This window comes from Deltaproteobacteria bacterium, assembly GCA_040223695.1.
Classification (GTDB): domain Bacteria; phylum Desulfobacterota_D; class UBA1144; order Nemesobacterales; family UBA2774; genus JAVKFU01.
The window spans coordinates 79,193-104,578 of sequence record JAVKFU010000020.1 but is presented as its reverse complement, the minus strand read 5'-3'; the positions used below and the strand labels follow the sequence as shown (position 1 = coordinate 104,578).

General features: G+C 48.4%; 27 protein-coding genes. 8 read left to right on the top strand and 19 right to left on the bottom strand.

Going from position 1 to position 25,386, the window contains the following annotated elements:
* Together RIG61_13555 and RIG61_13550 are read left to right on the top strand one after the other, a co-directional pair.
* On the top strand, positions 1 to 1,056 hold the full coding sequence (locus RIG61_13555) for an alcohol dehydrogenase (GenBank protein ID MEQ9620182.1): 1,056 nt from the start codon (positions 1 to 3) through the stop codon (positions 1,054 to 1,056).
* A gap of 286 nt (positions 1,057 to 1,342) precedes the next feature.
* Complete coding sequence (locus RIG61_13550) at positions 1,343 to 2,341, top strand: WG repeat-containing protein (GenBank protein MEQ9620181.1); 999 nt, start codon at positions 1,343 to 1,345, stop codon at positions 2,339 to 2,341.
* Between the two features lie 14 nt (positions 2,342 to 2,355).
* Here RIG61_13550 and RIG61_13545 read toward each other — a convergent pair whose 3' ends face one another.
* From RIG61_13545 to rpoN, 10 genes are all read right to left on the bottom strand, one after another.
* A complete protein-coding gene (locus RIG61_13545; GenBank protein MEQ9620180.1) occupies positions 2,356 to 3,306 on the bottom strand; it encodes a DMT family transporter in 951 nt (316 codons plus the stop codon).
* A gap of 210 nt (positions 3,307 to 3,516) precedes the next feature.
* Positions 3,517 to 4,317, bottom strand: coding sequence for an alpha/beta fold hydrolase (locus RIG61_13540; GenBank protein ID MEQ9620179.1), 801 nt, complete (start codon positions 4,315 to 4,317; stop codon positions 3,517 to 3,519).
* Positions 4,310 to 5,137, bottom strand: a complete 828-nt coding sequence (locus RIG61_13535) for an HAD-IIA family hydrolase (GenBank protein ID MEQ9620178.1) — start codon at positions 5,135 to 5,137, stop codon at positions 4,310 to 4,312. Before RIG61_13535 ends, RIG61_13540 begins: the two co-directional genes overlap by 8 nt.
* A 71-nt stretch (positions 5,138 to 5,208) precedes the next feature.
* Complete coding sequence (locus tag RIG61_13530; GenBank protein MEQ9620177.1) at positions 5,209 to 5,532, bottom strand: hypothetical protein; 324 nt, start codon at positions 5,530 to 5,532, stop codon at positions 5,209 to 5,211.
* A 104-nt stretch (positions 5,533 to 5,636) separates the two neighbouring features.
* Positions 5,637 to 6,050 carry a PTS sugar transporter subunit IIA gene (locus RIG61_13525; protein ID MEQ9620176.1) on the bottom strand — a complete coding sequence of 138 codons (414 nt, stop codon included), beginning with the start codon at positions 6,048 to 6,050 and terminating at the stop codon, positions 5,637 to 5,639.
* 13 nt (positions 6,051 to 6,063) lie between these two features.
* Positions 6,064 to 6,915 carry an RNase adapter RapZ gene (gene rapZ / locus RIG61_13520; protein MEQ9620175.1) on the bottom strand — a complete coding sequence of 284 codons (852 nt, stop codon included), beginning with the start codon at positions 6,913 to 6,915 and terminating at the stop codon, positions 6,064 to 6,066.
* Between the two features lie 35 nt (positions 6,916 to 6,950).
* Positions 6,951 to 7,874, bottom strand: coding sequence for an HPr(Ser) kinase/phosphatase (gene hprK / locus RIG61_13515; protein ID MEQ9620174.1), 924 nt, complete (start codon positions 7,872 to 7,874; stop codon positions 6,951 to 6,953).
* Complete coding sequence (locus RIG61_13510; protein ID MEQ9620173.1) at positions 7,861 to 8,322, bottom strand: PTS sugar transporter subunit IIA; 462 nt, start codon at positions 8,320 to 8,322, stop codon at positions 7,861 to 7,863. Before RIG61_13510 ends, hprK begins: the two co-directional genes overlap by 14 nt.
* 9 nt (positions 8,323 to 8,331) lie before the next feature.
* The gene (gene raiA / locus RIG61_13505) at positions 8,332 to 8,883 is read right to left on the bottom strand and encodes a ribosome-associated translation inhibitor RaiA (protein MEQ9620172.1); all 552 of its coding nucleotides are present in this window, start codon (positions 8,881 to 8,883) and stop codon (positions 8,332 to 8,334) included.
* The gene (rpoN, locus tag RIG61_13500; GenBank protein MEQ9620171.1) at positions 8,880 to 10,412 is read right to left on the bottom strand and encodes an RNA polymerase factor sigma-54; all 1,533 of its coding nucleotides are present in this window, start codon (positions 10,410 to 10,412) and stop codon (positions 8,880 to 8,882) included. Before rpoN ends, raiA begins: the two co-directional genes overlap by 4 nt.
* Positions 10,413 to 10,619: 207 nt before the next feature.
* Here rpoN and RIG61_13495 point away from each other — a divergent pair, with 207 nt between their 5' ends.
* Positions 10,620 to 10,844 (top strand): DUF2905 domain-containing protein, encoded by a 225-nt coding sequence (locus tag RIG61_13495; GenBank protein MEQ9620170.1) that lies wholly within the window; start codon positions 10,620 to 10,622, stop codon positions 10,842 to 10,844.
* Between the two features lie 12 nt (positions 10,845 to 10,856).
* Here the strand turns inward: RIG61_13495 and leuD are convergent, their stop codons facing one another.
* The 3 genes from leuD to eno all read right to left on the bottom strand — a co-directional run bounded on the left by leuD (position 10,857) and on the right by eno (position 14,339).
* Positions 10,857 to 11,480 carry a 3-isopropylmalate dehydratase small subunit gene (leuD, locus tag RIG61_13490; GenBank protein ID MEQ9620169.1) on the bottom strand — a complete coding sequence of 208 codons (624 nt, stop codon included), beginning with the start codon at positions 11,478 to 11,480 and terminating at the stop codon, positions 10,857 to 10,859.
* A gap of 13 nt (positions 11,481 to 11,493) precedes the next feature.
* Entirely contained in the window at positions 11,494 to 12,918 is a 1,425-nt protein-coding gene (gene leuC, locus RIG61_13485) for a 3-isopropylmalate dehydratase large subunit (protein ID MEQ9620168.1), read from the bottom strand.
* 149 nt (positions 12,919 to 13,067) lie between these two features.
* The gene (gene eno / locus RIG61_13480) at positions 13,068 to 14,339 is read right to left on the bottom strand and encodes a phosphopyruvate hydratase (protein ID MEQ9620167.1); all 1,272 of its coding nucleotides are present in this window, start codon (positions 14,337 to 14,339) and stop codon (positions 13,068 to 13,070) included.
* Positions 14,340 to 14,596: 257 nt separating this feature from the next.
* Here eno and RIG61_13475 point away from each other — a divergent pair, with 257 nt between their 5' ends.
* Positions 14,597 to 16,396 carry a hypothetical protein gene (locus RIG61_13475; protein MEQ9620166.1) on the top strand — a complete coding sequence of 600 codons (1,800 nt, stop codon included), beginning with the start codon at positions 14,597 to 14,599 and terminating at the stop codon, positions 16,394 to 16,396.
* A gap of 28 nt (positions 16,397 to 16,424) precedes the next feature.
* Here RIG61_13475 and RIG61_13470 read toward each other — a convergent pair whose 3' ends face one another.
* Genes RIG61_13470 through RIG61_13455 form a run of 4 tightly spaced genes read right to left on the bottom strand, consistent with a single transcriptional unit; the run spans position 16,425 to position 20,739 of the window.
* Positions 16,425 to 17,627: an ABC transporter permease gene (locus tag RIG61_13470; GenBank protein MEQ9620165.1), complete on the bottom strand. Its 1,203-nt coding sequence runs from the start codon at positions 17,625 to 17,627 to the stop codon at positions 16,425 to 16,427.
* A gap of 33 nt (positions 17,628 to 17,660) precedes the next feature.
* On the bottom strand, positions 17,661 to 18,365 hold the full coding sequence (locus RIG61_13465) for an ABC transporter ATP-binding protein (GenBank protein ID MEQ9620164.1): 705 nt from the start codon (positions 18,363 to 18,365) through the stop codon (positions 17,661 to 17,663).
* Between the two features lie 3 nt (positions 18,366 to 18,368).
* Complete coding sequence (locus RIG61_13460; protein MEQ9620163.1) at positions 18,369 to 19,517, bottom strand: efflux RND transporter periplasmic adaptor subunit; 1,149 nt, start codon at positions 19,515 to 19,517, stop codon at positions 18,369 to 18,371.
* On the bottom strand, positions 19,501 to 20,739 hold the full coding sequence (locus RIG61_13455) for a TolC family protein (protein MEQ9620162.1): 1,239 nt from the start codon (positions 20,737 to 20,739) through the stop codon (positions 19,501 to 19,503). The genes RIG61_13460 and RIG61_13455 overlap by 17 nt, the downstream gene beginning before the upstream one ends.
* An 84-nt stretch (positions 20,740 to 20,823) precedes the next feature.
* Here RIG61_13455 and hemW point away from each other — a divergent pair, with 84 nt between their 5' ends.
* Positions 20,824 to 21,981, top strand: a complete 1,158-nt coding sequence (hemW, locus tag RIG61_13450) for a radical SAM family heme chaperone HemW (protein MEQ9620161.1) — start codon at positions 20,824 to 20,826, stop codon at positions 21,979 to 21,981.
* A 6-nt stretch (positions 21,982 to 21,987) separates the two neighbouring features.
* On the opposite strand, the gene RIG61_13445 is transcribed toward hemW, so the two are convergent.
* Positions 21,988 to 22,437 carry a DUF1285 domain-containing protein gene (locus tag RIG61_13445; GenBank protein MEQ9620160.1) on the bottom strand — a complete coding sequence of 150 codons (450 nt, stop codon included), beginning with the start codon at positions 22,435 to 22,437 and terminating at the stop codon, positions 21,988 to 21,990.
* 52 nt (positions 22,438 to 22,489) lie between these two features.
* Positions 22,490 to 22,903 (bottom strand): secondary thiamine-phosphate synthase enzyme YjbQ, encoded by a 414-nt coding sequence (locus RIG61_13440; GenBank protein MEQ9620159.1) that lies wholly within the window; start codon positions 22,901 to 22,903, stop codon positions 22,490 to 22,492.
* 133 nt (positions 22,904 to 23,036) lie between these two features.
* Between RIG61_13440 and RIG61_13435 the strand changes: the two genes are divergently transcribed.
* From RIG61_13435 to RIG61_13425, 3 genes are all read left to right on the top strand, one after another.
* Entirely contained in the window at positions 23,037 to 23,336 is a 300-nt protein-coding gene (locus RIG61_13435) for an MTH1187 family thiamine-binding protein (GenBank protein MEQ9620158.1), read from the top strand.
* Positions 23,337 to 23,410: 74 nt separating this feature from the next.
* Positions 23,411 to 24,502 (top strand): DNA-processing protein DprA, encoded by a 1,092-nt coding sequence (dprA, locus tag RIG61_13430; GenBank protein MEQ9620157.1) that lies wholly within the window; start codon positions 23,411 to 23,413, stop codon positions 24,500 to 24,502.
* Between the two features lie 173 nt (positions 24,503 to 24,675).
* Positions 24,676 to 25,359: a response regulator transcription factor gene (locus RIG61_13425; GenBank protein ID MEQ9620156.1), complete on the top strand. Its 684-nt coding sequence runs from the start codon at positions 24,676 to 24,678 to the stop codon at positions 25,357 to 25,359.
* The last annotated feature ends 27 nt before the right edge of the window (positions 25,360 to 25,386 follow it).

Below are 25,386 nucleotides of genomic sequence, written 5' to 3'. Positions count from 1 at the left end.
ATGAAAGCAGCTGTTTACCATGGACTTAAGGACGTAAGGGTGGAAGATGTCCCCGACCCGGTAATAAAGGAGCCGTCAGACGTTATAGTGAAAATAACAAAAGGGGGCATATGCGGTTCTGATCTTCATATTTACAGGGGGCATTTCGAGCTCAATGAAGGCGATACGCTGGGACACGAGTTTGTGGGCCGCGTCGAGGAGGTGGGAAGCGGCGTCAAGTCTCTAAAAAAAGGGGACAAGGTGATAGGACCGTTCTGGATAAGCTGCGGCGACTGTCATTACTGTGAAAAGGGTCTTCATACATCCTGCGTGAAGGGGGGATGTTTCGGCTTCGGGGATATACTCGGCGGGCACGGCGGCTGTCAGGCAGACTATATAAAGGTCCCCCATGCCGAGGGTACCCTGGTAAAGACACCCGAGAGTTTATCCGACGACAGCGAGGACGAAAGAACGCTTTTCCTCGGCGATAACGTCTCCACGGGATACCACGGTGCCAATTCCGGCAACATACAGCCGGGGGATACGGTGGTCGTCCTCGGGGACGGCGCTGTCGGACTGTTTGCCACCTATGGCGCCACTCTTTTTGATCCCTCAAACGTCATCACCGTAGGACATCATGACTACAGGCTCGATATAGCGAAAAAATACGGCGCGACGACCGTTATAAACTCGAAGAATGAGGACCCCGGGGAGATGATAAGAGAAATTACGAACGGTCTCGGCGCTAATGTTGTTATTGAATGTGTAGGTAATACGGATTCCCTGCAATCCTGCTTTGAAATCGTCAGGCCCGGGGGCACTGTTTCCATAACCGGACTGTTCTGGGAGCCGTATCCGATGAACATGACCGATTTTTTCCTGAGGAACCTGCATCTGAGCGGCGGAGTGGCGCCTTCAAGGGCGTACATACCCCGGCTGATGAAGCTGGTCGAGGAGGGGAAGCTGGACCCGACACACGTTATCTCTCACAGGCTCCCGCTTGAGGAATGCGCCAGGGGTTATGAAATGATGGACCAGAGGATAGATAACGCCATCAAGGTTGTTATCGAAACCTGAACCTGAAATCTCAAGGGGCCGGAATCAAACCCGGTCCCGTCTATTTTTATTCTATGTTTATTATATAAAATTCGCGGCGTAGTAATATTGTTACTCTTGTTCTGCGGGGCAATTTGCAGAACCCATGTCTAGCTTTGCATCAGGCCCCAAAGGATATACTGGCTACCGGTATATTATATATCCGGCTTTTCTTTAAAAAAACTCGATTATTGTTTAAGATTATTCCCCGGGAAATTTATTTTAGTCGGTATAAATCGTTCATATGAAATAAAAAAGGGTGATTCGTTTGAAACGTCATTATGTATTTGCTTTGATATTTTTTCTGCTTGCAGTCATATCATGCGCTACTTCCGGCTCCCGGTACGGGGGTGATTCGGGGGGCGTCGCTCTTTTTCCTGTCGAGAGAGAGAACAAGTGGGGATTTATAGATAAAAAGGGCGACATCGTAATTCCGCTGAAATACGAAGGGGCCGTCGATTTTTCGGAAGACAGGGCGCTTGTCAAAAAGGACGGGAAATGGGGTTACATAAATGAATTCGATGTCATGGTGATAACGCCCGAGTATAAGGAGGCCCATACTTTCTCGGAAGGGCTCGCCCACGTGAAGGTGGACGGACGGTACGGATACATAGACAGGGTTGGTAAGGTTGTCGCTGATCCCCTGTTTGAAAAAGCGGAGCCGTTTTCCGAGGGACTCGCCAGTGTGAAAGTGAACGGCAGATGGGGTTACATAAACAAAGAGGGCAAAATGGTGATCGATCCCGGGTATGACAGGGCGTTCGGGTTCTCGGACGGGCTGGCGCTTGTGGTCGTCGAAGGCAAGGGCGGTTATATAAAAAAGAACGGGAATGTCTTCATCGAACCGGGGTACGATTGGGCCGAGGGATTCTCAGAGGGGCTGGCGTGTGTATTTTCCGACGGGAAATACGTTTATCTGGACAGGTTCGGAGAGGTCAGGCTCGAGACGGACTTTGAAGGGGCGAGGCATTTTAAAGAGGGCGCCGCCGCAATTATGAAGAACGGCAAATACGGTTTCATTAATAAAGAGGGGGTGATTATAGTGCAGCCTGAATTTGATGAGACTGGGGATTTCTCCGAGGGTCTCGCAAGCGTGAGGACGGGGGATAAATGGGGGTTCGTCAACAAGAGAGGCGAGATTGTGATCGAGCCCCGGTTCCGGACTGCAGTGAGCTTTTCCAACGGACTCTCAATAGTGGAGCTTGGGGGCGGAAAGTGGGCTTATATAGACAGGAATGGGGACTTTGTCTGGAAATCCTTCGATTGATTTTTATTGACGCTCTATTCCTCTTCAGACGCGAGTCTTTGCGGCTTTTCGCTTAATGTCTCTTCCCGTTTATTTCCGTTGAGCTTCAAAAGCCATCCGGTAGACAAGAAAATGAGCGCCATGCCCAAAAGCGTGGGCAACTCGAACACGTGATTCCAGATTATCAGATCGTATCCCGAGGCGAAACCTACCTTGATGTATCCTGCCGATGCTACGCTGGGCGCCTCCCCTATGGAAAAAGCCTTCGTCATTGCCAGCTGCCCTATTGTTCCGAATATGCCGACACCCAGCAGCATAGCAATTACGGTGGTATTGTTGAGGAGAGTCACGTCGACGCTTTCCCGCAGCATAAAAATTGATATTAAGCTCACGATCGTGGCCGTGCCTGAAAAATGGGTTACTATCACCCTCAGATCGATATCCCGCAGTTTGCGAAGGCAGATCATAACGATAGAGCCTGCAAACGCGGCGTATAGAGCGACCAGTCCCGCAAAATTATGTTCGGCTATGTGCGGGTGCTCAACCAATATAACCCCAGCCATACCGAAGATAATCGAAAGCCATATCCTTTTGCCGGTGAATTCCCCTATTAGATAGCCCGCCAGTATCGCGACCCATATGGGTCGCGTTTCCGTGATTACCGCAACGTCCGAGATGGGTAACATGGTTATCGCGTAAAAGGTCGCCAGCATTGCCGAGCTTCCGACGAGGCTTCTTACCCAGAGCAGCGGTCTGTTTAGAAGAAACGGGTTTAATCCCGCCCTGAGCGCAAGTCCGAACGCGATTACGAATGATATGAACATCCGTACAAAGACGATAATAAGCCAATCACATTGTTGCCCCAGCTCGTGGGCCAGCGCCGCCATTGTGGAGAAAGCGAAGCCGCCCAATACCATCCACAGGATTCCCTTGTTATTCGATCTGCCGAGAAAGCCTGTCTTGTTCGCGGACAATTCGTTCTTCATAGAGTTTCCAGTACCAACCCTTGCTTCTTCCAGCGGTTAATTTTATTTTTAGTGTCTGAAAGAGGAATATATAAAGTGATTACCGGAATATTATTAATATTTTACCTGAACAACGTCGGGGGCGTTATATTTGCTATTTATGCGCAAGACAGCCTGAATCCGACGGATCGAGGATAAAAGAGCGTGCGGATTATTATACGGGACATCGATTCAGATGAGTCCGTCATGCTCTGCGAGAAAATTCATTACCGTTTTGTTAAATTGCTCGGGTATTTCTATAGGCGGGACATGGCCGCAGTTCTTAAGAATGACAAGCTTCGAGTTCTTTATACTCTGCGTCAATATTCTTGAATACCTCGGTGGGATGAGGATGTCCTCCTCTCCCGCTATTATAAGTGTGGGGCAGCTGATATCTGAAATCCGTTCACTCAGGTCGTGCCTCATGCTCGCCTTTGCGAGATTGATAAACGTTTTTACAGGATTGTTTTGTATACTCACTTCTTTCATGACGAGGATTTTATCGATATTTTTTTTCGTAAATGCCTCCGAAAAGAGATAGGGGAGGGCCGCGTCGTATCTGAGGCTGCCGCCTCCCTCCTCCGCGGCTCTAATCCACGACTCTATAGTAAGCTCAAGGAGCTTGCCCACGTAACTGCATGTGTCCACGAGCACAAGCGCGCCTATTTTTTCAGGACAAAGAAGGGCGAAGTGCTGCGCGATCATGCCGCCGTTCGATAAGCCGATGATGTGGGCCTTTGGAATGTCCAGCTTTTGAAGAAGATTTCGCAGGTCCTCCGCGTGCATTTCCTGGGAATAAGGACTGTCGGGCTTATCGGAGAGGCCCTGGCCCCTGCAGTCGTATCTCAGAACGGAGTATTTTCCGCCGAACGGGTCTACCTGAAGCAGCCAGCCGTTTAAATCCATAGTCAGGCCGTTAATAAATACCACGATAGGTCCCCTGCCGGTTAGCTCATAGTTGAGACTAACGGAGTTTATTTTGACTCTAGGCATTGAATTTTTGAGCCCCGGCAACTTCCTTCAGAAGGTCTCTCAGGTCTTTAATTATATAGTCGGGTTTAATTTCGGACTCCGATGCCTCTTTCTCGTCTGTCGATCCGGAAAGGGCCAGTATCGTGGAAATGCCCGCATTCTTTCCGCCCTCGATGTCGGTGTCGAGGCGGTCGCCGATGATCGCTAATCTGTGCTTGTCTCTGTGGAGATTCTCCGCGAGCGCCACCTCGAACATTATAATTTCCGGCTTGCCCGCTACAACGGCCTTCTTGCCTGATGCGGTCTCAATACACGCCAGCATCGCTCCTGTCGCCGGAACGAGTCCTTCCTCGGTCGGATAAGCCGGGTCACGGTTAGTGGCGAAAAAAAGCGCTCCGTTTCCTATGGCGAGCGTGGCCAGCTTGATTTCTTCGTAATGGAACTCGGGGTGTCCGCCCATTATGACAAAATCCGCCTTCTTCGCCTCCTCACCACGAGCGAGTTTAAGTCCCGTAAGCTCGATCTCGTCTTTAAGGGCCCGGCTTCCTATAACGTACGCTTTCTTATTTCCCAGATCATCGTATTCCGACTTGATATGATAGGCGATCGCCATGCCCGAGGTTACTAAATCTCCGGGTTTTGTAAGGATTCCCATATCTCTCAGTTTCTTCGAGTATTCGGACGCCGTTCTTCGGGGGTCGTTGGTTATGAAGATAACCAGTTTTCCCATTTTTTTTAGCGTATTGATAGTTTCAGCCGAGCCCCCGGTGGGCTTTTCCCCTACATAGACCACCCCGTCCAGATCTATAAGAAAACAGTCGAATAAGTCAGCCAGTTTCATTTGGTTTTATATGCGCCGGAAAAAAGCTCTGTTGAATATCGTATATTTGGGCGGGCTTAAAAGAGTAATTATTAACCCCAGATATGTTTTTTCAGTTCCTCTTGTTTTGAGTCGTCGCTTTCTTTTTTATAAAGCGATATTACCTTCATCTGATCGTCCTGCGAAATCTCAACGCCGATCAGGTTTAAAACATCCACAGCTGCCTGCCTGTAACCTTCGTAGAATTCTTCAATCTCTCCCGCTGCTTTAACCGTTCTGGAGTCCAGATAAAGTGCTATTGCGGCGAATGAACGGGGAATCTTATCATCGATTTCAAGCTCATATCCTTCGAGCGGGCCTACAAGCAGGTGATTTTTCCACGCCTCGATTATTTTTTCTATATCTTCTTTATCCATCTTTATATTGTAACCGTTTATACCGGTGTTCATCAAGTACGAGATAAGCGGGTTTTCAAATCAAGGTAGGGACTGTCGTCGTGTAGTCCCGGGCAGAATATTGTTCAGCTGTTTCTGTCTTGAAGGAGTTTACTGGCGACGATGATATTATCCCTTCCGGCGGATTCGGCTATTTTAACGGCTTCGCTCAGGGTTATCTTGTCTGAAAGTGTTGCGAGCTTGAGCAGCATCGGCAGGTTTACCCCTGAGACTACCTCTATATTATTGTTATCCAGGAATGTAAGGCTTATATTGGAAGGCGTGCCGCCGAACATATCCGTTACGAGAAGTATGCCGTCTTTTCCCTTTACTTTCTTTATCGCATTTTTGATTTCTTGCTTAAAGGTTTCGAATTCCCTGCTCGGGTCAAGGCAAACCCCTTCCATTTTTACCGATGGGCTGGATGAAAGTACGAAGTTTACAGCCGCGATGAGCTCTTTTGCCAACTCTCCATGTGTTACCACCACAATACCTACCATTCCTCAATTCTCCTCAACTCTTTGATATATCCCTGTGTCTTATATTCGGTGAAAGGTGCTGAAAGTACTCCGATATCTTGTTTGCTATGACAACCGATCTGTGTTTTCCGCCCGTGCATCCGATCGCTATCGTCAGATAAGCCTTGCCTTCCTTCTCATATTTCGGTATGAGAAACGCAAGGAATTCCGTAAGTTTTTCGATAAATTCTCGGGTATCTTCTTTATCGATAATGAATTCCTCTATTCGCTTATCATGCCCAGTCAGGTCTTTGAGTTCTTCGATGAAATACGGGTTCGGTAAAAATCTGACGTCGAATATCATGTCTGCATCGTAGGGAAATCCATGTTTGTATCCGAAGGAGAGAATATTGACCATTAGATTCCGGGAAGTTGATTTGTCGAATTTATTTTTGATCAGCTCTTTTAACTCGTGTACGTTGAAGTCTGAAGTGTCTATATTATAAGTCGCGAGGTCCTTTAATTCCTTTAGCATTTCTCTTTCCCTGGATATCCCCTCAAGAATGTTGCCGTCTTCCGAAAGCGGATGTTTTCTGCGCGTTTCCTTGTATCTCTTTACAAGGGTGCTGTCGGATGAATCGAGGAATATCAAGTCAATAGGGTAACCTTTTTCTTTGAGTTTTTTGATTTCTTCAGGCGCCCTGTCGAAAAATATTCCCTCACGAATATCAATCGCGAGCGCGACTTTATTTATGTCTTTTTGTGAATCCTCGCACAGTTCTATGAATTTAGGCAGGAGGGTAAGCGGTAGATTGTCGATGCAATAATAACCCAGGTCTTCCAGAACATTCATAGCAGTACTCTTTCCCGAGCCCGAAACGCCGCTTATAATAACCAGATTTGTCATATAATTCCCTGTCAGGTCGGAGTTGATTTCAGAGATCAAATTTGAAATTTTCGGGCCGAATGAACGCCGCTCAGCTTCAATAGTTGATTTCTGGCCGCAACTTCTATTATAGTGGCTGTGTTCCTGCCCGGACTTACGGGAATTACTAAATAGGGAAGCTCGACTCCAAGGACCTTGTAATTGCTGTCGTCAAGACCCAGCCTGTCATATTCGGCCTCAGGGTCCCAATGAACGAGTTCGATCACCATGTCGATTTCTCTCTTATCCATTACAGAGGTTGTACCGAATAAATCTTTTATATTAATTATACCCACACCCCTTATTTCCATCAGGTGTTTAGTTCGTTCAGGCCCGCTTCCTACCAGATTTGATGATCCAACTTTCCTTATTTCCACAATGTCATCTGAGATGAGTTTAGAACCTCTGTTAATTAAGTCAAGGGCGCATTCGCTTTTGCCTATGCCGCTCTTCCCGAGTATCAGAACGCCGAGACGGTGTATGTCCATCAACGCTCCGTGGGCTGTAGCGAACGGGGCCAGTCTTTCTTCGAGAATTTCCTGCAGCAGTGAGATAAGTTTTCCCGTGTAGAGTTCTGTGGTAAAAAGGGGCATTTTTCTTTTATTGCAGGAGGCGATGAATTTATCGTCCGGATTTAGCTCCTTAGATACGATGAAACAGGGTACATCCTGAGTCGAAAGGCTCGTTGTAACCTTTATTTTTTCCTCATCCTTAAGTTTCACGAAGTAAGATATTTCGGTCTTGCCCAGTATTTGTATGGTCCCGTTATCCAGCTTTAAGTCCGGATCCAGCAATCTGAGGCCGGGTTTTTGTATTCTGTCGGACTTAATTTCACGGCTAAGGCCTTTCCGGCCCGCAATTATCTTTAGCTGGAGTTCCTGTTCCCAGGTCTTGAATAGCTCCCCGACCCGGAGCTCGTTTACCATCTTAAAATTTCGCATCTTCCAAGATTATTGATTCGTATATCTCATCCACGGATACGGCGCTCATTAAATCTGCTCGCATCTCGGGATTTCTAAAGACTTTCGAAATTCTCGCCAGAAGCTGAATATGAGAGCCTACGGAATTTTCGGGAGCGATAAGGACTACAAACAGATGTGTCTTCTTTAAATCAAGAGAATCGAAATCAATTCCCGCTATGCTTCTTCCGAAACATGATATGATTTCAGAAATGCCGCTCAGCTTCGCGTGTGGAATGGCTACACCCGAGTCGACAGCGGTGCTGCAGAGCTTCTCTCGCTCCATAAGAACCTCTACCAGTCTGTCAGCGTTTATATTCGGATAAACGGTCGTAATCTTTTCCGCGAGTTCTTTTATTACGCCGGGTTTAGTTTGAGCATTGAGGTTCGGGATTACTGCGTTGCGTTCCAGCACATCGGAAATTTTCATTTTGTAAATTTAGGGTTCGATCAGGGTGATTTGCCCTCTTCTGTCGATATAAACAATGTTCATCGTGTCATTCGCGCTATTTCTAAAGGCAACGAAATTTGCATCCGACACTTTAAGCTGCAGGGAGGCCTCTTCGACGGCCATAGGTTTTTTAGGCAGTTTTTGAATTCTGATATTAGTCAGCGAGCCCGTACCCGGGTCGAGCTCGATTTTCGCCTGTGTAGCCTCTTCTTTGGTTTTGGCGCCGGTTCTCCGCTTGGAAGTTATCTTTTTGTCCGTTTCCTTTTTAAGCTGCTTTATTATTATATCTATAGCGCTGTCTATAGCGGTGTACATTTCGGTTGTTTCAAAAGAACTGGTGGTTTTCAGGCTTTTGCTGTTAATCGATATCTCTGCCGTGTCTCTGAATTTCTCCGACCACAGTACAAACTTAACCTCGCAGCTATTCTTGTCGGACTTCAGATATCTTTCAATTCTTTTGGATTTTTTTATCGCGTAATCTTTGAGTTTTTCCGGGTCCTGGTTATTGCCGATGTGTCTAGTGGTCACAGTCACTTTCATCTGTTTTTTTTCCTTTTCTGGTTTGCTCTGACCGAGGAAGAAGGTATTTTAAGTGTTTTTCTGTATTTTGCAACAGTCCTTCTGGCGACTTTAATATTTCTTCTCTCAAGGATTTTTGATATATCTTCATCCGAATAGGGGCTTTCGGGCATTTCACCGGCAATGATTTCCTTTATCACCGCTTTTACTTTTTCGAACGATACTTCCTTGCCGTGCGATGTCTCTATCTTTCTTGAGAAGAGCGACTTAAGCTCGATTGTGCCCTGCGGTGTCTGTATATACCTTCTGCTTGTAATACGACTGACAGTTGACTCGTGAACGCCCACAGCCTGAGCTACGTCTTTGAGGATAAGGGGTTTTATATGCTCCTTCCCATGTTCAAAAAAATCTTTCTGGACGTCGACAATTTTTGTGATGATTTTCTTTACGGCGGCTTCCCTTTCGTCAAGACACTTCATTATCCTCTGCGCGGCTTCGATCTTCTCCCTTATGAACTGTTTGGCGTCCGGGGGCAGGGTCTTTTCCTTTTTCAGTAGATTTCTGTAGTAGTTGCTGATCCTGACCTTCGGGAAGTCGCGGTTGAGCTGCACCTGAAGCTCGTTGCCCATTTTGTACACATAGAAGTCGGCGACAATATATTTCTCCGCGTCTCTTTTAAAAAACGGCCTGCCGGGTCGGGGCTCTAGAGAGGAGATGACTGAAAACGCGTCTTTAACTTTTTCTACGGGCAGTCCGAGCCTTTCCGCCATTTCGGGCAAGCCATTTTTATCCATATCCTCTAAACAGTTATCAATCAGATTTAGCTCGACGCTGTCCTCTTTATATCCCAAATCCAGCGCCTGCATCCTCAGGCACTCCCCGAGGCTTCTTGAGCACGTTCCGGTGGGATCAAATGTGGATTGAATAGTGTACAGGACCTCTTTGATTTTTTCCTCCAGCATCTGCCTGTCAGTAATTGTTTCGGTATCCCGGCTCTTCCCGTTTTCATCTTCCTGGGGTTTATGCTCGGATTCGCTATCCTGGTTTTTCGTCTCTTCCAGATAGATATCCGCAATGCCGTCGATATCCAGCTCAAGATATCCGTCTTCATTCGTATTGCCTATAATTATCGATGCTATCTTTTTTTCTTCATGGGTAAAATCCGAAACCTCCAGCTGCCACCTCAGGTGGTCGGTCAGCGAATCCGTCGAGCTTACTCTGTTCTCCCAGGTGGCAGAATCATCGCTGTCGTCTGCGAATTCTTTCGAGGCGTAGTGGGGTACGTCGCTGCTTTGATCCTTGAACAGGCGGTCCTCGGCTAATTTCCCGAGGTCGATTTCATCGTCTGCTGAGCCGTTTTCCTTATTGTCTTCGGTTTCCTGCGTTTCCTCTAGGGTGGGATTTTCGATTAGCTGTTCCTCCAGGTAATCCTTAAGCTCAAGTGTATTCATCTGAATGAGCTTGAGGAAAAGCTGAAGCTCCTGCGTCAGGATGAGCCGCTGCTGAAGTACCTGCCTTTGTGAAGTAGTCTGGCTTAAATTCGTACTCATAATAAGCTCTTTTTATTTAATTTTAAAAACCCATCAAAATTCGTGCCATTCATGAATATTCTACAATCATAATATCTGTTTGTCTAAACCCCGCAGATTCACGAGCCCGGTTTAATTGTACATTATAAAAGGATAATCCTATACAAATTTGTTATGAAATTTCGTCCGTATATACTTATTTTTTTTTGACTGAGTCGGATAATTAAAATGGATTTTCATAACCCTGGAAAAATAATTATAATAGTCGGATTATTTATCACTATCATCGGGGCTTTAATCCTTTTCGCGCCGAAAATACCGTTTATCGGCAGATTGCCGGGGGACTTTTATTTCAAGCGCGGTAATTTTTCATTCTATTTTCCGCTCGCCACATCCATAATCCTAAGCGTAATTCTCACATTAGTCCTGAGTTTTATATGGAGGGGAAAATAAGGGTTATACCTCTTAGTGCTCCCGGGAAGGCGCAGCCCAGCTTCTTTGCCTGGACATCAGACTCTCGTAGCGGGTAATTTTGTCCTCATGCTGAAGAGAGTGAGCAATATCGTCGAGCCCCTCCAGAAGGCTCTTCTTCTTGAAGGGGTCTATATCAAAATGGGCGGACCATCCTTCTTCATCTGTAATACTCTGAGAATCCAGGTCTACTGTGAGTGTGTACCCTTTTTTAGAATTAACTTTTGAAAAGAGCTCTTTCACAAGATCCTCCGGAAGAACGATCGGAAGTATGGCGTTCTTAAAACAGTTGTTGTAGAAGATATCTGCGAAAGAAGGTGCTATTATCACCTGAAAGCCATATTCCCTGAGCGCCCAGGGGGCATGCTCACGGGAGCTCCCGCTTCCGAAATTATGACCGGCCAAAAGTATTTTAGCTCCTTGATAATGTTCTTTATTTAATTCGAAGTCGGGGTTCGGCGTGCCGTCTTCTTTGTAGCGCCAGTCGAAGAATAAAAACTCCCCGAATCCCGTCCGCTCGATCCTCTTTAAGAACTGCTTCGGTATTATCTGGTCAGTATCTACATTCATCCTGTCAAGCGGGGCTACGACTCCGGTAACTCTTTCAAGCGGTTCCATTCATATCACCTCTTTAAATTTCCTTTTCCAGCTCCCATTCCCTTATATCAACGAAATGGCCTTCGATTGCCGCCGCCGCCGCCATGACCGGGCTCACCAGATGCGTCCTTCCGCCTTTTCCCTGTCTGCCTTCGAAGTTTCTGTTGGAAGTGCTGGCGCATCTTTCTCCCGGCTGAAGGATATCCGGGTTCATGCCGAGGCACATGCTGCAACCGGCTTCTCTCCACTCAAATCCGGCATCCTTGAAAATCTTGTCTATACCCAGTTTTTCGGCTTCCCTCTTTACGAGCTGAGAGCCCGGGACGACCATGGCGCTTACGCCTGGCGCAACCCTTTTTCCCTTGACGATTCTTGCCGACGCCGTTAGGTCCTGAATACGGGCATTGGTGCACGATCCTATAAACACCCTGTCAATTTTGATATCCTGAATCGGCGTTCCGGGACGAAGCCCCATGTATTCAAGCGCGCTCACGGTGGCCTTCCTTGTGTTTTCGTCATCCATTCTAGCCGGGTCAGGCACAGCCCCCGTGACGTCTGTTACCATCCCCGGATTCGTTCCCCAGCTCACCTGGGGGGCCATTTTCGAGGCGTCGAGAGTTATGGATTTGTCGAATACGGCGCCCTCATCGGTACTGAGCTCTCTCCAGGCCTTTACTGCTTCGTCGAATTCCTCTCCTTCGGGGGCGTACCTGCGTCCCTTTACGTATTCGAAGGTTTTTTCGTCCGGAGAGATCATACCCGCCCTGGCGCCGGCCTCTATTGACATATTGCATATGGTCATTCTTTCTTCCATGCTCAGGTCTTCTATGGCTGAGCCGCGGTATTCAACCACCGTGCCCGTTGCGCCTGCGGTGCCGATGCGGCCTATTATGCTTAAAATGATATCCTTGGCTGTAACGCCGTATCCTCTCTCTCCCTCCACGCGCACCTCAAATTCCTTCGGACGGGTTTGTCTCAGGCACTGGGTCGCCAGTACGTGCTCGACCTCGCTTGTTCCGATCCCGAAAGCAAGAGAGCCGAACGCCCCGTGCGTTGAGGTATGGCTGTCACCGCAGACAATTGTCATTCCGGGTTTTGTAAGGCCGAGCTCAGGGCCTATTACATGGACTATACCCTGCATCTCTCTGTTCACTGTAAGCCCGAAGAGGGTTATGCCGAATTCCTCGCAGTTTTTCCTGAGCACCTCCATCTGCTGGGCCGAAACAGGGTCCTCTACAGGAAGGGACCTGTCTGTCGTAGGGACGTTATGGTCTTTTGTCGCGAAGGTCAAATCCGGTCTTCTTACTATACGATCGGATAGCCTGAGGCCTTCGAAAGCCTGCGGGGAAGTAACCTCGTGAACGAGGTGCAGATCGATGTAGAGGAGAGTGGGCTGACCCTCTTCCTCAAAGACCACATGGGATTGCCAAATCTTGTCAAATAGTGTTCTGGATGCCATTTTTGTTACCTTTTTTATTTTATCCTGATTTTAAAATTATACATGATAAAGAGTGACTGTTAGACCGGCACTCGTAAGTTCTGCTTGAATCTAAAATAAGTACCGACATCGGATTTTCAAGTCGGGCGTGCTCGGCGACCGGGACGAACCTAGGTTTTGAAAGCCGACTTTCCCGGGTAATTCGCCCCTTCTCCAAGTTCCTCCTCAATCCTTAAGAGCTGATTGTACTTTGCGATACGGTCGCTTCTGGAAGCAGAGCCGGTCTTGATTTGTCCCGAATTGGTGGCTACAGCTATGTCCGCGATCGTGGAATCCTCGGTCTCTCCGGAGCGGTGGGATATGATATATGTATATCCCGCGTCCTGTGCCATCCTTATGGCTTCGAGAGTCTCCGTGAGCGACCCTATCTGATTGACTTTTACGAGAATGGAATTCGCGACTTTTTCCTTTATACCCCTCCTGAGTCTCTTTGTATTCGTGACAAAAAGGTCGTCCCCCACCAGCTGTACCCTGTCTCCGAGCTCCTTTGTCAATGTTTTCCATCCTTTCCAGTCGTCCTCGCCGAGAGGGTCCTCTATGGAGATAATCGGATATCTGTCTACCCAGGCGCCGTAAAGTTTAATCAGCTCGTCCCTCCCTATCTTCTTGCCTTCTACGGTATATTTCCCGTTTTTAAAGAACTCGCTCGACGCGACATCGAGCGCAAGAGAGACGCCGTCTCCAAACTTGTAGCCCGCTTTCACTATGGCCTCTGATATGCATTCTATGGCTTCCTCGTTTGATTTCAGATTGGGGGCGAATCCCCCCTCGTCTCCGACTGAGGTCGAATAACCCTTTTTACGCAATATAGCCTTCAGGTTGTGAAATACCTCCACCCCGGCTCTGATCGCCTCGGAAAAGGAATTAAATCCGAGGGGAACAATCATGAATTCCTGAAAATCGAGGTTGTTATCCGCGTGCGCTCCTCCGTTTACTATGTTCATAAGCGGTACAGGGAGGGTATTGGCGTCAACACCGCCCAGGTACCTGTAAAGAGGCATTCCGAGGGAGTTTGATGCGGCTTTGGCCGCTGCCAGGGAAACCCCGAGAATCGCGTTTGCCCCGAGCTTCGATTTGTTCTCAGTGCCGTCGAGATCGATCATTATTTGGTCTATGATTTTCTGGTTTGTGACTTCGGCGCCGATTATTTTTGGGGAGATGATTTTATTTACGTTTCTGAGTGCTTTTTCGACCCCCTTTCCCAGGTACCTCTTTTTTACGTTATCCCTCAGCTCGATAGCTTCGTGCTCTCCGGTAGATGCTCCCGAGGGGACAGCGGCCCTTCCGAATGAGCCGTCCGCACATGATATATCCACTTCAACAGTGGGGTTGCCCCTTGAGTCGAGAATTTCTCTTGCATGGACTGAAGCTATTTCTGCCACATTACTGCCCTCCGGGATTGAGATTTTAACTAGGGGAAATTACCATAGGAGTCGGGACCTATCAAATAAATAGTTCTTTCGTGTCAATCTAAGTTCACAGGACGGGTAAACACTGTTTATTTTTCTCGCCGGATTATCCGGGTCCGGTTATTTTTGAATCCCTTTTTATCCCAGTTGGAAATATGGCATTAGTTCGGTAAAATCTTCTATTTCAAATAAAATTCACAAGGGAAAATTATATGAGAATTATTCGGAATTTGAAATCCAGATACCGTGTTACCCTGTTGACTTTAATTTTACTTATAACTTCATGCGCCATAGGCGACGATACCCCGCCCGCCAGGATAACCGACCTTACCTCCGATGTTGTTACCAGAGTTCTCAGCTGGACTGCGCCCGGCGATAACGGAAACAGCGGAAGGGCCACAATCTACTTCCCGAGATTTTTGGATGACGAGCAGGTGGCCGAAATACTGGGCGTGCCTAACCTGGACGGCGTTCCGTTCGTAGAGATCGAAGCCGCGGTAATAGAAAATTTCGATGATGCAACTCAGGTGCCCGATTTTGAGCAACCCGAGCCCGCAGGAAGCCCGGAAACCTTTCTGACGCCCAGGCTGGATATAAGCGGTGAGACCTCATATTTCTATTCAATACGAACGAATGACGAGGTTGGTAATTCATCGAAACCTTCGAATGTCGCAGAACTCACAACTCCTCTTCAGGACATTACGTATGTAAACCAGGAACCGGGAAGCTGCCTCGGAGCATCCGTAACCGGCGCTAACTTTAACGGAGACCTGGACGACCAGAATTTAGAAATAAACGATATAGCCGTAGGCGACCCCTGCGCGGGAAGGGTGTATATATTCTTCGGTCAGAACGACTTAACGGAGGATGGAAGCACCGTGATCGACGTTTCGAACGCGGACGTTACCGTCATAGGCAATCCCGCTGACGGGTTCGGCGCGTCGCTCGCAAGCACACCCGATTTCGAAGGGGACCCGAGGGCGGATGAGCTTGTTGTAGGCGCCCCCGAGTTCGACGGCGGAAGGGGCAAGGTTTATTATGTCTTCGGAAGCAGAGATCTTCCGAGCGTTATAGATCTTGTAGGCGGCGACGTGGACCATCTTGAGGTAGTCGGAGAAAATCCCGGGGATAACTTCGGATTTTCGGTACAGAGCGGGGCAGGAATTCTAAACGGATCGGGGGTCATCATAGTGGGCGCGCCTTTTTTCAATGCCTCTACCGGAAAAGCATACGTCTTCAAAGGGCCTGATTTGCAACAGAATATCGAGAATCCCGCCTCGACGGCAACGGCTACGTTCACGGGACAGTCCGCGGGCGGACTATTCGGTTTTTCTCTGGCCCTTCTGGGAAGAATCGACACCAACAGTAGAAACGAATTCGGCATAGGGGCTCCGGGTCTCGGAAGAGCTTACGTGATAAAGGGAAGAAATGATCTTCAAAGCAGAGACCTTGCCACGGATACGACAGATGTGTTGATACTCGAAGGAAGCGCCGGGGATGAATTCGGGTTCAGCATTTCCGGCAACGGCGATATCGATGAGGACGGCGAGGGAATACCGGATGTTATAGTGGGAGCACCTTCAACCGATATGGGTAGTGGTTCCGTGTTCCTGTACTCCGGAGAGGTATTGAGAGAGTCTTTTGAAAACGGTACGGAACCGACAGTCGAAACCGAATTTACCGGAAGCGGCCCGGGCGACATGTTCGGATTTTCGGTAAGCGTAATTCCCACTCTTACCCCTGAGATTGTGGAAAAACAGAGAGATACGGCGATCGTTCTTGAGTTCGAGATAAGCAATGCGGATTTTGGAGTCGGCGCGCCGGGCAGCCCGCCGGGAGCAGCTTTTGTATTCTTCGGACGCGATGATTTTCCCGCGGTTGTATCCGCGGGGGAAGCCGATATTGTTCTTACAGGCGGTGAAGGCGATTCCGATTTCGGCATTGTGTTCGAGGGTCTAAGGGATGTCAACGGAGACCAGCTGGATGACTTCGGCGTCGGCGGTGAAGGATTTATGCAGATCGACTACTGAGGATTGCGAAATAGCGGAAGAATGTCTTCTACTCATACCTCAGAGCCTCTATCGGATCGAGCTTCGAGGCCTTGCGCGCGGGGTATATGCCGAAGAAAATCCCGATCAGCGCGGCGAATCCGAAGGATAGTAATACGGACTCAATCGATATCACGCTCTGCCATCCCGTAAACGAAGAAGCGATTTTAGAACCTACTACCCCGACTGAAATACCTATCAGTCCCCCCACAAGCGATAACATTATCGCCTCGATTAGAAACTGAGCCAGTATATCTCTCTGTTTAGCTCCTACCGCCATCCTGATACCGATTTCCCTTGTTCTTTCGCCTACCGAGACGAGCATAATATTCATGATCCCTATCCCGCCCACTATGAGGGAAATCGAAGCTATGCTTCCGAGAAGAACCGTCATTATGTTTGAAATCGTGAAAATTCTCTGAATTACGCTGAATTGGGATTTTATATAGAAATTATCTTCTTCCTCGGGGCCGATTTTATGCCTCTGCCTGAGAAGAACCTTGATCTGGGACTCGGCGACCGGAATGTCTGCGGGCTTCTGCACCGACACGGATATCGTTTCCAGGCTGTCTGTACCCAGGACTCTTTTTTGAAACGTCGTGTAGGGAACGAGAACTATGTCATCCTGATCCCTTCCCCCTGTCGTCTGTCCGAGGGAGCTCATAACCCCTATTACCCTGAAGGAGTTTTTACCTATTCTCACCGTCTTTCCGACAGGGTCTCTGTATCCGAACAGGTTATTGACTACGGTTTTTCCGAGTACGCAAACGTTTTCTACCCTTTCTACGTCTTCATGGTTGAAGAAAACGCCCGATTCCGTGTACCAGTCGTTTATAAATACGAAGTCCGGGGATGTTCCGACGACGACCGTAAACCAGTCCCTGTTGCCCCATACAATTTGCTCCGGCGCATCTAGCATGGGGGAGACGTATTTCACCGTGCTCAATTCTTCTATGGCCCTGGCGTCATCGGCCGTAAGCGTGATCGCGCTTTCCTGCACCCCGACGCCCCTTTTCCCCGGGTTGATAAAAAGCGATTTGCCCCCGAGGCTGGTAAGCTGCTCTTCTATCATCCTGTTTGCGCCCTGCGTGAGAGCTACTAAGGATATGACTGCGGCGACTCCTATTATTATTCCCAGAGTCGTAAGCATCGACCTGATTTTATTGGTTTTTATGGCTCTGTACGAAACCTTAAGGGCTGCTAGGAAATTCATTTGTTTTACGGTCGAGAGTAAATCCTGACTATTTTAATTCCGGCTCCCTTTTCTTTTTTCTTCGAACACGCATCCGTCCCTGAAAACTACGATTCTCTCCGCGTACTCCGCGATATCGTGTTCGTGTGTGATTATGATTATCGTTTTTCCCTGTTCGTTCAGCGCCTGGAATATATCCATTATCTCCGCGCTCGTTTGGGAATCGAGATTACCGGTAGGCTCGTCCGCGAGAATTATGCTCGGTTCATTGACTATTGCCCGGGCTATTGCGACCCGCTGCTGCTGCCCGCCCGAAAGCTGCGACGGGAGATGGCTCTCCCTCCCGTCGAGACCGACCCGTGATAACGCCTCGCAGGCAAGCGCCGCCCTCTTTTTTGTCGGCGTATTGTTGTAGATCATTGGAAGCTCTACGTTCTCAAAAGCTGAGGTTCTGGCCAGGAGGTTAAAGCTCTGGAAGACGAATCCGATTTTCCTGTTCCTTATATCGGCCAGTTCGTCACTATCGAGTTCCGAAACTTTATTGTCATCCAGATAATAATTCCCCTCGGTCGGCTTATCCAGGCAGCCGATTATGTTCATAAATGTGCTCTTGCCTGAGCCCGAGGCTCCCATAATCGATACGAATTCCCCTTCATCGATGTCGATCGAAACGCCTCTAAGTGCGTGGACCTGCACGTCCCCGAGGTTATATATCTTGTGGATGTCTTTCGTTACGATGACTTTGCCGTTTTCACCCATCCTTCAGAATCTCCTGGGCTGCGGAAGAAGGGATGAGTTGCTCCCCGATTTTGCGCCGGACCCGGCTTCGATGATTACATTCTGGCCCTCTTTTAAATCGCCCCCTACGATCTCCGTGTAGGTATCGTCGCTCACGCCGGGCGTGACCTGTACCGCTCCTATCTGTCCCTCGCCGAGAGGGATCCAGACAAAAGAAGATTCGGTCAGCTCGTCGGGCCTTTCCTTTATATTCGCGGAGGAGGGCGGGATGAATCTGAGCGCGGAAGTGGGAACCCTGAGGACGTCTTTTTTGTCCGCTACCACTATCCTTACATCAGCCGTCATGCCCGGTTTTAACTTGAGTCCTTTATTCTCGGTGAGCACGACCACGTTGTAGGTCACCACGTTATTGTTGATTACGGGGTCGTTTCTAACCTGACTGACCTCTCCCTCGAAGGTTTCGTTGGGGTACGCGTCAACCTTGAAAAACGCCCTTTGGCCGCTGCTCACTATTCCTATATCCGCCTCGCTCACCCTGGTGTCTATTTTCATGTCGTCCAGTCTTTCCGCGACGACGAAAAGGGGCTTACCGCCTGGAGTGACAGCCTCTCCCGGATTTACGTTTTTCGACAGGATTATGCCGTCTATGGGGGACCTGATTGTCGTGTTGTCCAGATTCGATTGCGCAATCTCCTGAGCGACCTTCGTCTGCTCGTAAGCGGCAAGAGCGGATGAATAGCCCGCCCGGGACGCATCAAACTCCTCTTTTGGAATCAGCCTTTTTTCGTAGAGCTCCTTGTTAGTCCTGTAGAGCGAGTCGGCAATGTTGAAATCCGCCTGAGCCTTTTTATTGCTGGCCTCCGCCCTCTTAAGCTCCGTCTTGAGCGCAGCGGGGTCTATTTCCGCAAGCGGCTCTCCCGCGCTTACCTCCGAATTGAAATCTACGTAAATATTTTTTATCGTCCCCGGGGTATGCGTTCCGACCTCAATTGTGGTAAGGGGGTTAATCGTACCCGAGGCCGTGATGAGGGAAATAACGTCGTCTCTGTCGACTTCGGCCGTTCTGTAAGTTATGCCGGTGTTATTGCTCCTGAATAAGCGTGGGACAAGAAATATTCCCAATAACGCGATTATCACTATCGCCGCAACTGTCTTTTTATTTATCATACTCATCGAAATCACCTATGGCCCGCTCAAGCCTGGCAGCGGTAATATTAAAATTGTACAGGGCCTGCATGTACGTCGCGTTGGTTGACGCGTAGAGGGATTCCGCTTCGGCAAGCTCTACCTCGGAAGCCCTGTCGAGCCTGTATCTTTCCCTCGCCAGCATAAGGCTCTCCTGAGTGGAGTTTCTGGTTCTCTCCGTTACCTCAATATTTTCTTCGGCCAGATTCAGTTCAAGGTGCAACTGTTTAACCTCGGACAGAATATCAGTCCTGGCTTTCTCAATCTCCGCGCTCACGCGTGTTAAATTAGCCCTCGCGTCCTGCACGTCCGCGAACCTCGAAAAGCCCTCGAATATGGGGAATTGAAGGCCGATACCGGCTATAAAACCGGGTGTTTCCGCGCCTTCTCCCTCAAACCTGTATGCTGTCCTCCCGAATATGAGGGGATAAAATTCCTTTTTGGCGGCGTCCAGATTCGCCCTCATTGCCGCTTCCCGGGCCTCCAGGCTTTTTAATTCGGATCTTGATTCAAGCGCTTTATCGATCGAGTCCCGCAAGTTAAATTCCTCCGTTCCGTATTTTACAGAATCGGCAAGCTCAAAGTCGAAGTCTCCTTCTATTCCCATAGCGGCCATCAGGTTGAGTTTGGCCGTTTCAAGGTCGTTTTCCGCCGCCAGCAACTCAAGCCGGGCATTCCCGAGGCTGACCTCCGCCTTTGTAACCTCTATTTGGGAGGCCCTGCCGGCCTTTAAAAATCCTTCTGCGCGGTCGAGTCGTTTTTCAAACTCCGTTACCTTCTTTTCATAAGCTTCCTTCAAGTGTTTTTGTGAGAGCACAGTGTAGTAGCTCGTTATGGTATTGAGAATTATATTGTCCTTTGTGGTTTCCTTGTTGTATCTGGATGATTTCAATTGAGCCTTGCTCGATTTGACCCTGTTCGAGGTCCGACCGAAATCCCAGATCATCTGATCGAGGAAAAATCCGGATTCCCTTCCGATAAACGGGACTACAATTCTGGATTTTATCTCGGGGTAATATGGCGCCTTCGAGTTTCTGACCAGCGCCCTGGATATTTCTATATCGGCGTTAGAGACGGTTATTCCGGGGTTATTTTCAAGCGCGGTGTTTATGGCTTCTTCCAGGCTCAGTAACTTTTTCTCCTGAGCGTCTGAGATTGAGCCCGCCAGGAGGCTTAAGATTGCAAATAACATAACAAAGCCCTTTTTCATTCTCGGATCCTTCAATCTAAAGCAATAATATGACTCTAAAATATATTCGTTGCAACATTTAATCCACTCCCGTAAAATACCAAAATGGCTTTAGGCTTGTATATTCACATTCCCTACTGCGTGAAAAAGTGCCCTTACTGCGATTTTAATTCATACGGAGTAGGGGACCGCTTCCCGGAGAAAGAATACACCGAAACCCTTCTTCGCGAGATTGAATTGTACGAGAAGGAGCTTCGGGGCACAAGATTGACTTCGATCTTTTTCGGGGGCGGCACTCCGTCTCTGTTCGATCCGCGCAATATAGAAAAAATTATATTGAAAATCCTTGAAACGGCTTCACCCTCCGGGGATATTGAGATTTCCCTCGAGGTTAATCCCAAGACCGCCGACGGGGAGAAGCTAAGGAATCTTCGTCGAGCGGGCGTAAACAGGATAAGCGTCGGTGTACAGTCGTTTTCCGAAAGGAAGCTGGAATTTCTGGGCAGAATAAACTCCCCCCGGGATTCGAGGAGAATTCTCGAGGACGTCGTTCGGGCGGGTTTCGGGAATTATAACCTGGACCTCATGTACGGCACGAGAGGCGAGACCTTAGCTGAATGGGATGAGGACCTGAGGGAGGCGGTACGTTTCGGGTCGACTCATATTTCGGCTTATTGCCTGACCATTGAGAACGGCACCGAGTTCGGCAGACAGTTCAGAGCCGGGAAATTGAGATTGCCCGCGGAGGGAGCCCTTTCCCGATTCATAAGCTACACGACCGATTTTCTCGAGGATTCGGGCTACGGACAGTACGAAATATCGAACTACGCCAGAGCCGGATACGAGTGCAGGCACAATTTGCTCTACTGGAAGGGAGAGGATTATCTGGGTATCGGGGCTGGCGCCCATTCTCACATGAAGAGTTCAGGACCTTCCCTGTGGGGGAGGAGATGGGCGAATCTGAGAAGTCCGGCCCTTTATATGAAGGCAGTCGGAGAGGGTAAAATGCCGCTTGATTTCACCGAGGAGCTTAGCCGGGAGGAGGCTCTTCAAGATGAGATCATAATGGGGTTCAGACTGAATGAGGGTATTGATATCCCTTCTCTGAGCGGGAAGTACGGAGTTGCGCCCGGCAGGGAACGGATGAAATCCCTCTGTGAGGACGGTTTCGTCGAATTTACTGATGAAACGATACGCCTGACCAAAAAAGGGGCGCTTTTATCCGATGAGATAATAGTGAGATTGATAAGCTCCCTTGAGTAGCGACTTTTATTCTCTTTTTAAATAGTTTTTCGAGTCGCCGAGCTCGATAAAGTATTCGCCGCCATCCTTTTTTGCGTATTTCATAAGCTCGTAGTAAGCGGGCCTCAGGAACCTGGCCTCGAATCTCCCGTTTTTGACTTTCGTGTAGGGTATGTTTTCACCGTTGATATACAAATTTCCGAAATCGAGTCTTTCTTCCGTTTCGTCGTTTAAGATTAAATAGATGTCCTCTCCCCGTTTATTGACCATTTTCACTACATAAGGCGTATCCTCGACCTCTACGTACAGCTTGCCGCTTCCTTCATCGACGTAATACCTCCCTTGCCCGTCCCGGTCGAGAAGCCTGTTATTGTAAAGGTAGGTCAGTCTGTGCTGAATCTTTATTCCGTCCTGAAACCAGTTACCCCTTTTGTCTATGAAGAATCTGTATTTAATTTTTTCTTTATCTTTGTCCATGCCCATATTCTCAGTATATAGGATTCAGCGCGGATATCCCTCTGTTTTTTAATTATTCACCCAGCACCTTAACCACGAGTCTTTTCTTCCGCTGCCCGTCGAATTCCGCGTAGAACACCCTCTGCCAGGGACCGAGGTCAAGGTCTCCCTCAGTGATAGGCACCATTACCTGATGGTGCATTATGAGGTTTTTAAGATGGGCGTCTCCGTTGTCTTCCCCGGTTTTGTGGTGTCTGTAGTCAGTGCGGTAGGGCGCGAGCTGCTCGAGCCATTCCCAAATATCCTCAATGAGCCCGTCCTCGAGGTCGTTTACATAAACGGCGGCTGTAATATGCATTGCGGATACGAGCACAAAACCCTCTTCTACCCCGCTTTTGCGGACGATCTCCCTCACCGTATCCGTAATATGAACAATTTCCCTTCTCTTTTTTGTGTTGAACCACAGATACTCGGTAAAACTTTTCATGTTCGACCCCCTTTATCCGGTTTTTGGCTGTACATACCCTCTTAAAAAGATTAGCGAATGTATAGGTTTATGCAAAAAGGGACTTTACGGAGTATCATTTTCTTAAAACCAGGCAGGCAAAGGGGAGAAACCGATGATTATAGAGCTGAGCATAATACCGATAGGGGTCGGGACCTCGCTCTCGGATTACGTGGCGGAAGTCATGAGGGTTATTAAAGAGAGCGGCCTCAGGTATGAATCCCACTCCATGGGCACTAATATCGAGTGCGGGTGGGAGGATATTATTCCGCTCGTTAAGAAATGTCATGACGCTCTCAAGGGAAAGGGAGTAGAGAGAATAAGCACCTCGCTCAGGCTGAGCGAGAGGACCGACAAGCCCTACACGATGGAAGGAAAGATGAAGAGCCTTGATGAGAAGCTCGGTGAGGGCTGAGGTAAGCTGACGCGCCTCTTTCTTGACTGAACTCGGTAAATGGTGTTAATACTTCTTTCTCAATGCAAAGAGACATGAGATACTGGCTTGCTCTCAACTTGGTTAACGGATTGGGCGACGTCCTTACTAAGAGCCTGTTCACCAGATTCGATAGCGCCGAATCCGTATTTAAGGCCTCAAAGAAAGAGCTGACAGGCATCGAGGGTATAGGAGAAAAGATTGTAGACGCTATTTATGGATTCAGTGACTGGGATAGGGTAGAAAGCGAGTTAGAAAAATATAAGAAATCGGGATTTTCGTTTCTTCCGCTGAATGATCCCCGTTACCCCAAGCCTCTCATTCAAACATATAACCCGCCGCCTTTTCTCTACATGAAGGGGGAAATGATTCCCGAGGATCAAGTCTCAATCGCGATTGTGGGTTCGCGACTCCCCGACAGATACGGAAGGATGGTTACGGAATCAATCGCGGGCGAGCTCGCGTCGCTCGGAGTCACCGTGGTGAGCGGAATGGCCCGGGGAATAGATTCGATTGCTCAGGAAGAAGCCCTAAAGAGGGGCGGGCGCACAATCGCGGTTCTGGGCTCCGGTCTGGACGTAGTGTATCCGCCTGAGAACAAAAAGCTTTACAAGGATATATCCGAGAAGGGCGCGCTGCTGTCGGAATTTCTTATAGGCACACCGCCCATTGCCCAGAATTTCCCGCGGAGAAACAGAATTATAAGCGGTATCTCGCTCGGCGTGCTGGTGGTTCAGGCATCTGAGAAGAGCGGCTCCCTTATAAGCGCTTCATTCGCGATTGATCAGAACAAGGAAGTATTCGCCGTTCCGGGCAACATAGACAGGAAGCTTAGCCGCGGTACTAACTGGCTTCTTAAGAAAGGCGCCAAGCTTGTGGAAACGGTGGATGATGTCCTCGGCGAGATCGAGATATTGAAAAATCTCAAAAGCGGGGAATCCGGCGAGCGCCCGGAGGCGGTTCTGCCTTTACTTTCCGATAAGGAAAAGGCCGTGTATTCGGTTCTGGGCGCAGAAGCGATACATGTTGACAATATTATAAAACTTACGGGTCTTGAGTCATCCAATGTTCTCTCTCTTCTGTTGTCCCTTGAGCTTAACGGTTTTGTAACCCAATGCCCCGGGAAGAATTTTTGCCGAAAGATATGATTTTTCACAATTCGGAACGCCGCGATACAGGCTTTCTAACCAAAGTATGTTGACATTTTAAAACTTTGGTATTGTAATATATTTAAAACCTCATGAAATATGACTCGCAGCATCCTATGAATATTTGATTTTTCGACCTTGTTCATATTACATGCGGCGGGGGGCAAACGGGAATGTCACAGCAGAAAGCAGCTTCGAACAATAATGCCGAATCCATAAAGACGGCGGTGGCGTGTAATTTCCCGTTGTTGAGGGAGGGAATTTCAAAGATACTGGAAGAGAATCAGAGCATAGACGTCGTTTCCAGGGTTTCCAACCTGATTGACCTGATTCAGTCCTGCGAGGAATCGGTCTTCGATATCCTGCTTCTCGATGTGGAAATCAAGGGCCTGAACCTGAACAGGATACTGGGCTTGATGAAAAAGAACAGGGAAGCGAAGGTTATATTAATAATAGATAGTGACTACAACGAAAACCTGCTCATAAACGCCATTAGATCCGGCGTCAGGGGCTACCTTGTCAAAGACACCGATTCGAATCATCTGATAAAAGCCGTAAATTCGGTCTATAACGGAGAGCTTTGGGTCGAGAGAAAGTTGATGGGCAAGGTGCTTGACGGCACGACATATTCGACAAAGGGGATTAAAGGCAAAGGGGAGATATACGATCTCACCGAAACCGAAATAAAGATTGTAAAACTGGTTCTTAACGGCTACACGAATAAAGACGTCGCGAATGAGCTGTATATAAGCGAGAAGACGGTCAAGTTTCATCTGTATAAGGTATTCAGAAAGCTCAAGGTTAAGAACAGGTCCGAGCTCATCCTGTTCGGATTCCGCCACGGATTGGTGAGTTAATTACAAATCCCGAAAAATTCCCGTTTT